The following is an 8,482-nucleotide window of genomic DNA, read 5'->3' on the forward strand; positions in this document are numbered from 1 at the left end:
ACGGGGTGTTTAGATGAAATTTTTAAATTTTGGATCGTTGAATATAGATAAAGTTTATACAGTTCCTCGCTTTGTTAAAGGAGGAGAAACTTTATCTTCGGTTAGTTGTGTTGAGTATCCTGGTGGAAAAGGATTAAACCAGTCAATAGCCCTTGCAAGATCTGGTTCGCAGATTTTTCATGCAGGTAAAATTCGCAAAGATGGTCTGTTTCTAAAAAAAGAATTAGCATCAGAAGGAGTTAGTGTTGAGGGAATATATGAAAACGGTCTGATAACAGGGCATGCCATTATTCAAGTGGCTTCGACAGGTGAAAATTGTATTTTACTCTATGGTGGGGCGAATAAAGAAATAACTATTGAACAAATTGATAAAGTATTAGAGGACTTTAATTCTGATGATTTCCTAGTTCTACAAAACGAAATAAACTGTATAGATTACCTAATTAATGCTGCTCATAAAAAGGGGTTAACCATTGCGCTTAATCCCTCTCCAATAAATAAGTCTATTAAGAACTTAGATTTTTCAAAAATTGATTATCTAATACTAAATGAAATAGAAGGACAAGATATTAGTGGAGAAAAGTCATCAAGCAGAATACTCGGCTATTTACTATTAAATTATAGCAATTTAAAGGTTGTGTTGACTTTGGGTACAAATGGTGTCGTATATAGAGACAATGTGCAAGAATACAAGCAAGAAGCTTATAAAGTTAAAGTGAAAGACACAACGGCAGCAGGTGATACATTCTTGGGTTATTTCCTTAGCATGGTTTCCCAAAAATCTGATATTAAACTTGCACTTAGTGTTGCCACAAAAGCTGCTTCATTTGCAGTATCCAGAAAAGGCTCATCTTCTTCTATCCCGGTTTTAGCAGAAGTACTCGGCTAAACTTATACTAAATTGGAGGTTTTTGTTTGTTGAACTTATGTTTGTTACTGGGGTATAAACTTTCTTAATGATTCTATGCATTAAGAAAGTACCATTTATAGAGTAATAAAAATTTTAACTACAAGCTCCATTTGAGGTGCCAGGTGAAGTATTTATGGCTTTAGAATTAACTGAGGATTCACTTGTAAATGTTCAAGGTGTTGTTCGTTATCCAAAAGCTTTTTCAGAATAAATTTAGATTGATTGACTAGAATTTTAAATTAAACAAGGAAGTTCCGTAAAATTAAATATTTTACGGAACTTCCTTTATTTGTTGCTTTAGATGTTGTGAACATGGTTAAACAAGAAATTAGCCTTATCATGATGATTGTACGAAGACACAAAGATAAGTACATTGGGGACATGAATTTGAGTACATAGAGTTATTAATCCACTCAAAACCGCACCAATTCAATCTCTAACTGTTTTGAGATACAAAATCGAGTACATTATATACAGTCGAATAAATTTATTTGTAAACACAAAGGGGAAGGCAATATCTATACCCTCCCCTTTTTCGAACACAACTTATTTTTTTAATCTTCTTGATTATTTTATTGTCTTTATGGAGTAGTATCTTCCGTCTGCGTTGGGTTTCTCATTTGAGGGATTAGTATAGACCTTTAATGGTGTTATCACCTTTCTCCGTATCCTTCGGCTATAGGCTTTAGTGTCTCAGCATCTATAATCAGAAATTTGTGTAACATACTTTCTATTGTCTCTTTAACAGAACAAAAAAGATATATTTGACGTTTAGGATCTATATATTTACTAGTTAATATTTATAATAACCAACACCCGTATTCACTATAATCTCCTACTTTTCCACTTTTATAAAATTCATTTGCACTGATCAGATTTTTCTTGCTATTATCGATATATTTTTCGGAAGTTTGTGCGTTTACATCAACAGTTATTAACATAAGCATAGTTAAGATTAAAATAGACAATTTAGTTTTCATTGGGCTTCTCTCCTTTAACAATATTAAAGGTATTATCCCCAATTTTTGATTTCCTTATTGAACTAAACATCCGTTAATTAGACAATAAATTAAATTTATCGATTTATATTCTTTGTCATACCAATGGTAAACTTCTCAAATCCAAAAGTTTCATAATATGATTTCAAACTTTCTACACACATAAGTTGAGGAATTACTCGATTTTGCTCACAATGTTCAATTATTCGATTCAACATTTCTTTGCCGATTCCTTCGGATTGGTAGCTCGGTAGTACACACACGCCACATACAATTCCAGTAATCACACCATCTGAAATAACACGTCCCATACCCACTAACTGTTGTTCATCAAAAGCATAAATTGCATACCAACTTTGATTGCACATTTTTTTCAAATCATTAACTGTTAATTTAAGTGAATTCCATCCTAAAGATTCATATAAGGTTAGTAATTGCTTAAAATTTTCAGGGGGTTCTATTGTATAAAGTATAGTTCTTTCCATACAAGCACCTCCTTGTATTTTTGTATCTTATAGTTTTATATAAACATATAATTTGTATAATTCCACATATCCCCTTACACAAACCTGCCCCTTTAACTCATAAGAAAAAGAGCTGCTGAGGCAACTCCCTTATGGAAGTAACGCACCCGTTAGTTTAAGTACAGTCCTTCACAAACTAACTTTTGAATAAGAAAAAGAGGTGAGATGCCGCAGCTACCTTCGGTGTTCTATTCAAGCCCCCTATAGTTTAAATGCGATTATTCACAAATATCCATTTTTATTCATGCCCTATTTACTTATAACGATCGATAATTTATAGTTTGCATACTTGTTTAACTCTAATAAAAATTGATTTAACGCTTCATTACTTGGAAACCTGCACTCCAAAAGATAACAGCCATCTCCACTGATTTTATAATTATTGATGACATATCCCTCCTTTGTTTGGATAAATGAGAGATAAGGTTGATGGTGGGTACCTTCTATATAGATATTGATGAAGGCATACGTATAGCACCCTAATTTCGCTTGATTTACTTTAATGCTATATCCCTCAATGACCCCATTGTCCTTTAACTTCTCCACTCTAGCTGCAGCTGCCGGTCCTGTTAAGTGAACCCTCTCCCCTAATTCTTTCATCGTAATCCGGCTATTGCTACATAACTCCTCTATAATTCGCTTATCTGTTTGATCCATCTGAACGTCAACTCCTTTCAAAATTAAAGTCAAACGGCTAAAACACTTTATTTTATCTGTGTATTTGAATGCTGCTCATATTATACACTTAACACTGTTAGGAAACACACATGAAAAGAAAGGGAGTTGTAAAGATGAAGATTACACAAATTCGAAATGCAACGATAGTTGTAGAATATGCAAATAAAAAGTTTTTAATTGATCCTATGTTAGCAGAGAAAGGTACGTACCCATCTTTCCCTGGTACGATTAGGCAAGGTCAAAACAATCCTTCAGTGAGTTTACCAACCTCTGTTGACGATATTATTAGTGGTGTTGAGGCAGTCATTGTGACTCACTTACATTTAGACCATTTTGACGAGGCAGCGCAAAGACTATTACCAAAAGATATTAAAATGTTCGTTCAAAATGAAGAAGATGCAAAGGAAGTCCAAAATACCGGGTTCCAAAATGTAGAGGTATTAACAAAGGACACTGTCTTTGAAGGCATCCAATTAGTTAAAACAAGAGGCGAGCATGGAAGAGGAGAAGAACTATTAAAGCTTATGGGGGAAGTATGTGGCGTTGTCTTTAAACATCCAAGTGAAAAAACATTTTACGTAGCTGGTGATACAGTCTGGTATGAAGGTGTACAGGAAGAATTAGATACCCATAAACCAGATATTATTGTCGTCAATGGCGGAGATAATCAAGTAATAGAATATGGTTCTCTCATTATGGGAAAAGAAGACATCTATGAAGTACACAAGGCGGCTCCTAATGCTAAGGTTATTTCTGTTCATATGGAAGCTGTTAACCATTGGACACTATCTAGAGAAGAATTAAAAAACTTTAGTAAAGAAAAAGGATTCTCAAGTAATATTTTAGTACCAAAAGATGGTGAATCCTACAAATTCAACACCGACAAATAGTGTCACGTTCCTATTTTAAAATAAGAAATAGAAGAAGCTCATAATTATCGAAAATTTAATTATGAGCTTCTTCTATTGACGATATGAAATGTTCCAAGGATGACAAAACAAACATGAAAAGCTACAAGGATATTTCGTTAGGAGGCAGCGTTCATGACAATGTCAGCAAAAGATACAAATACCTCAACACAGCAGCCTATATGGTTGCAAGAATATATTGATTCATCAGAAAAACAAATACAGCTTTATAAAAGAACATTAAGAATTTTGATCCTTTCACAAATCTTTGGGGGCGCAGGACTTGGAGCCGGTATAACAGTAGGAGCGCTTCTTGCACAAGACATGCTAGGGACTGAAAATGCGGCAGGAATTCCAACTGCCCTATTTACTTTAGGTTCTGCAGGAGCTGCCCTACTTATAGGCCGGTCTTCACAACGTTTTGGCCGTAGAGCAGGACTTGCAGGTGGTTTCCTTGCAGGTGGGTTAGGTGCTATTGGTGTTATAATTGCAGCTTTAACCAACAGCATCCCACTTTTATTTATCTCTCTTTTTATTTATGGAGCTGGTACGGCGTCTAATCTACAAGCGCGATATGCAGGGACAGACCTTGCAACAGATAAACAAAGGGCAACTGCTGCAAGCATGGCCATGGTTTCCACTACCTTGGGTGCTGTTGTTGGTCCTAACTTGGTCAATAGAATGGGGGAATTTGCGGATTCTATTGGTGTTCCAACCTTGGCTGGCCCCTTTATCTTGTCAGCAGCTGCTTTTATTATTGCCGGATTATTTATCTTAATTTTTCTTCGTCCAGACCCTTTGGTTGTGTCTACAGCTATTGCGAATGCTAAGAAAAAAGTCGATAACGCACTGACAGGGACAAATTTAAAGAATGCTACCATAAACAAAAAGGGTGTTGTTGTAGGGGCTGTAATTATGATTTTGACTCAATTTGTCATGGCAGCCATTATGACAATGACACCAATTCATATGGGACATCATGGTCATGGTTTGAGAGAAGTAGGATTAGTTATAGGTTTCCATATAGCAGCTATGTACCTTCCTTCACCATTGACAGGTATACTGGTAGATAAACTTGGCCGTATTACTATGGCTGTTGCTTCTGGTGCTACACTCCTAGCCTCTGGATTGGTGGCAGCTTTTGCACCGGTAGGTTCAATGCCACTGCTTACCCTGGCGTTAGTACTACTAGGTTTGGGCTGGAACTTTGGTTTAATAAGTGGGACTGCTCTCCTTATAGATTCAACACACCCATCTGTGCGTGCAAAAACACAAGGATCAGTCGATGTCCTATTTGCCCTGTCAGGAGCAGCTGGTGGGGGGGTATCAGGAATGGTAGTCGCTCATTCTAGTTTTGCAGCATTATCACTTTCTGGAGCCATTCTGTCACTAGTGCTTATACCTGTAGTTGTTTGGTCTTGGAAAAGTCCAAGCAAAGAGCTATGATAGAAAAGTTTTTATTAACACTTTATTTCTTGAATAGTTAGACTAATATAGATATATCCCTATATAGTAAATTACAATTAAAACATAATTAACAAGGCAGCTTTCAGCGAGAAATTGAAAGCTGCCTTTTAGGAGGTAACTCATATAAAACAAAACATCTTATAGATAGAAAAAATCTTTATATTAATTTATAAGGGTCTCCAGAATGTTAGTTTACTTTAACCTAACTCAAGTTACGTAAAGTATTATGCCTAACTTTAATGTCTTGTTACGCAACTGAAAAATTGCTGTACGGGAGCAGTAGTTTTTCTATTTTTAAGCTTTATACGTTATGCAATTTTAGTTAACATAATCACTACTATTAGAACCTGACCACAACAAAACCCCTTGGCTTCCAAGAAATTTCACATCGTCCATTTTTATTGTTTATACAGGATTTTATACATCCTTGATGAATCAACGTTTCCGGCTTATAAAGAAGCCTAGCAGTTGCATAATAAAATGGGGTTTTATGGAATCTCTTATTGAACTAACCTGCCCCGTTAGTGCCATAAGAAAAAGGCTGCATCAGCAACCTGCCTTATTGATGTAAAGCACCTGTTAGCTTAAAAATCCGTTTTATTTATCATTATCTAAATCATCATCAAGAAAAGACTTTTTATCTTCTTTAATTCCATACTTCTTTTCAAGAAATTGACCAATTATTGAACTGTTAATACCTTTCCTTACTGCTGTTTCGATAACTATATATAGAACAAATAACCCAACAATATAATAAACAATAGGTATGATAGCCTCCACCAAAAATCCCCAAACAAATAATCAATTATCCCCTTTATTTTACCATAAAACCCACAATTTCTTGGTGAAGTAAACTGCCCCGTTAGTTTAAGTACAAACCTTCACACTCTCAATAGAGTAAAGCCTATTGGTACATAATCAAATCACATCTCAATTAGGATTTATGATGTCTCATAAAACTTGTATCAAAATACTTAGCGTTGTAAATCCGCACTTTCCTGACGATACCCCATGCCCATCAAGCTAAGAAAACAGGTCACCCCCGAAACGATAAAGATTACAATAAGTGCAGAATTCTGTTTTGGGGGTGCATAAAATTTTAACTTGATGGCTATGTGGGTGCACCCCTGTATAGAAAAAGTTCACATTATATTTAATAGAGGAATTAAAAAGTTTTATTCGTGTCTTAACGTTGTAAATCCAAATTTTCCTGACAATACTACAAAAAATAAAAGAGCTATTCAAATTTAACTAGTTGAATAGATCCTTTATTTTTCATTCATTATCATCCTAAATACTGTCTAATCTAAAAATCCTTTTTAGAAAAACAAGAGTCCTAGTGAAATAACAATACCACTTACAAAAAGAGTTAATACACAGTAACCCATAATATCTTTTGCCTTTAGACCAGCAATAGCAAGAGCAGGGAGTGCCCAGAATGGTTGGATTAGATTAGTCCATGCGTCTCCCCAGGCAACCGCCATAGCCGTTTTTGGAATGGATACATCAAGTGCTATCGCTGCATCCAGCATGACAGGAGCTTGAACCGCCCATTGACCTCCACCAGAAGGTATGAAAATATTGACCAATCCTGCACTTAAAAACGTAAATAACGGGAATGTAAATTCATTAGATATTGAGACGAAACCATTAGATATAACAGTAGCTAAACCTGATGCTGTCATCATACCCATAATCCCCGCATAAAAAGGGAATTGGATGATGATCCCACTCGCTCCTTTTACTGCATTAACAACAGCCTCTAAAAAGTGTTTTGGAGTACCATGAAAGAGAATTCCTAAAAATAAGAATAAGAAATTAACAATATCAAGATTTAGTTTAAAACCGTTATGTACAAAGTAATAGAAAAGAAAAACAATCCCTAATATCCCAATTGATAGAGAGATAATCCGGCTATTCTCAAGCCTCTCAGCAGGAGTCAAATCCTCTTTTTCAATAGTAGCTGCCTGGACATCATCCTCTAGGAGAGCAAGATCTACAGTCACTGTTTGTTCCTTTGAAGGCATCATGAATCGATTAACTAATGGAACGATTATGATTAAAGCTATAACAATAAAAAGATTAAAACTAGAAAATATCGTTTCACTTGTTGGGATAATACCAATTAAATCTTCGGAAAAGTGGCCTGGAGTAGCAATAGTCAATGGAGTTGATCCAGATATTCCACCATGCCAGATGAGAAATCCAGAATAAGCACTCGCAATTAAAAGGCGATAGTCAACATTTTCTACTTTTTTCGCCAATTCTTTAGCGAATAAAGCCCCAATAACAAGTCCGAATCCCCAGTTTATCCAGCTTGCTACGAGAGAAACGACACTTACAATAATAATTGCCTGACCTGGAGATTTAGCCATAGATGCAAGAGCACCTAATCCCCTTTTAAAAATTCTGCTACTAGCTAATACATGTCCAGTTACTAAAACAAGAACCATCTGCATAGCAAAAAGAAGCAATCCCCAAAATCCATTTCCCCAATGCTGAGCCATCTGATAAGGCCCGCTATCGGTGAAAATAAGTCCCAATCCAAACACAACAAAAGTTAAAATAATAACAAATATAAATGGATCGGGTAAATATCTCTGCATAACACGATTAAAAAAGGCTACCATTACTTTCAACTTTTTATCCTCCTTTTTAAACTTAACCCCCCTTTGTAATTTCTACAATTATTAACATATTCCTCTATTAGGGGTCCTGCCTGAAAAGAGAGGTCATATCAAACATATGAGATATCATAAAAACAAATAAAGGAGAGCACATATTAACCATGGATAATAGGTGCTCTCCTTTTATCTTTTATAGAACTAAACCAGCTAATAGGATGTCAATATCTTTCTCTAAAATTTTCATTTCCCTTATGATATACTATTTTTGACCATGCCAAATAAACCCTCCAAAACCCTTTTGGAAGGATTTTTCTCTGTTTCACAAAACCGTTAATTAGGCTAAATCTAGGAACGTTTCTTTTCTCTTTAA

Annotated in this window: 8 protein-coding genes and 1 pseudogene; 4 read left to right on the forward strand and 5 right to left on the reverse strand. The window is 35.4% G+C overall.

What is annotated here, in order from left to right; genetic code table 11:
• The first annotated feature begins 13 nt into the window (after nt 1-13).
• Together ACQKNS_RS26800 and ACQKNS_RS26805 are read left to right on the forward strand one after the other, a co-directional pair.
• Nucleotides 14-889 carry a ribokinase gene (locus ACQKNS_RS26800; protein ID WP_427646226.1) on the forward strand — a complete coding sequence of 292 codons (876 nt, stop codon included), beginning with the start codon at nt 14-16 and terminating at the stop codon, nt 887-889.
• 118 nt (nt 890-1,007) lie between these two features.
• Nucleotides 1,008-1,121: pseudogene (locus ACQKNS_RS26805) on the forward strand (GNAT family N-acetyltransferase); the annotation flags it as partial.
• 589 nt (nt 1,122-1,710) lie between these two features.
• Here the strand turns inward: ACQKNS_RS26805 and ACQKNS_RS26810 are convergent.
• The 3 genes from ACQKNS_RS26810 to ACQKNS_RS26820 form a co-directional block, all read right to left on the reverse strand.
• Nucleotides 1,711-1,890, reverse strand: a complete 180-nt coding sequence (locus ACQKNS_RS26810; protein WP_427646228.1) for a hypothetical protein — start codon at nt 1,888-1,890, stop codon at nt 1,711-1,713.
• A gap of 95 nt (nt 1,891-1,985) precedes the next feature.
• Nucleotides 1,986-2,393 (reverse strand): GNAT family N-acetyltransferase, encoded by a 408-nt coding sequence (locus ACQKNS_RS26815; protein ID WP_427646230.1) that lies wholly within the window; start codon nt 2,391-2,393, stop codon nt 1,986-1,988.
• Between the two features lie 288 nt (nt 2,394-2,681).
• The gene (locus ACQKNS_RS26820; protein WP_427646232.1) at nt 2,682-3,089 is read right to left on the reverse strand and encodes an Lrp/AsnC family transcriptional regulator; all 408 of its coding nucleotides are present in this window, start codon (nt 3,087-3,089) and stop codon (nt 2,682-2,684) included.
• 134 nt (nt 3,090-3,223) lie between these two features.
• Here ACQKNS_RS26820 and ACQKNS_RS26825 point away from each other — a divergent pair, with 134 nt between their 5' ends.
• Together ACQKNS_RS26825 and ACQKNS_RS26830 are read left to right on the forward strand one after the other, a co-directional pair.
• A complete protein-coding gene (locus ACQKNS_RS26825; RefSeq protein WP_427646234.1) occupies nt 3,224-4,000 on the forward strand; it encodes an MBL fold metallo-hydrolase in 777 nt (258 codons plus the stop codon).
• 153 nt (nt 4,001-4,153) lie between these two features.
• Nucleotides 4,154-5,464, forward strand: coding sequence for an MFS transporter (locus ACQKNS_RS26830; RefSeq protein WP_427646235.1), 1,311 nt, complete (start codon nt 4,154-4,156; stop codon nt 5,462-5,464).
• A 618-nt stretch (nt 5,465-6,082) separates the two neighbouring features.
• On the opposite strand, the gene ACQKNS_RS26835 is transcribed toward ACQKNS_RS26830, so the two are convergent.
• The gene (locus ACQKNS_RS26835) at nt 6,083-6,265 is read right to left on the reverse strand and encodes a hypothetical protein (protein ID WP_427646237.1); all 183 of its coding nucleotides are present in this window, start codon (nt 6,263-6,265) and stop codon (nt 6,083-6,085) included.
• 539 nt (nt 6,266-6,804) lie between these two features.
• Nucleotides 6,805-8,115, reverse strand: a complete 1,311-nt coding sequence (locus tag ACQKNS_RS26840; RefSeq protein WP_412991977.1) for a short-chain fatty acid transporter — start codon at nt 8,113-8,115, stop codon at nt 6,805-6,807.
• Nucleotides 8,116-8,482: the final 367 nt, after the last annotated feature.

Origin of the sequence: Peribacillus sp. NPDC094092, from assembly GCF_050279365.1 — a bacterium.
Classification (GTDB): domain Bacteria; phylum Bacillota; class Bacilli; order Bacillales; family DSM-1321; genus Peribacillus.